Here is a 513-nt window from a genome sequence, read left to right as displayed (position 1 = left end):
TGTCTGGTGAGACTTTACTATTTTAAAGCCTTCCCAGAATGAAGATAGGAAAGTATGATTCGGCATGAAAACGGTAGTTTGTGTATGATTTTTGTTTGGCGACTAAACCATATCACTTACTACCGTTTTTGTTTTTAGTTCCCGCTAATCCGCGATGAACCACAAAAAAGCCTACTGTGAACTAAACAATGAACTGACCCCCAATAGTTGGACACCAATTATTGGGGGTCTTTTTATGTCCAAATATAGCCGAGAGCTAAAATGTATCATTGCTAAGCAATACTTAGATGGCACGTCATCTCTCTACTTAGCAAAACAATATTCAATTTCTTCAAGACAGATACGGTATTGGGCTCAAGTCTTTGCCATTCATGGTACTGATTCATTTTAAAACAATATTCAATTTCTTCAAGACAGATACGGTATTGGGCTCAAGTCTTTGCCATTCATGGTACTGATTCATTTTTGCCAACTAACCATGCGGCTACTGCTCAGACAAAACGAAAAGCATTG

At 38.0% G+C, this 513-nt stretch carries 1 pseudogene; it reads left to right on the top strand.

Annotation, left to right across the window (positions count from 1 at the left end):
- Positions 1-235: 235 nt before the first annotated feature.
- Positions 236-513: pseudogene (locus tag L1D55_RS27795) on the top strand (hypothetical protein); the annotation flags it as partial.

Source organism: Vibrio sp. Isolate22, assembly GCF_022398115.1.
Classification (GTDB): domain Bacteria; phylum Pseudomonadota; class Gammaproteobacteria; order Enterobacterales; family Vibrionaceae; genus Vibrio.
Note: the sequence above shows the minus strand (reverse complement) of the source record. Positions and strands in the feature narration are given on the sequence as shown.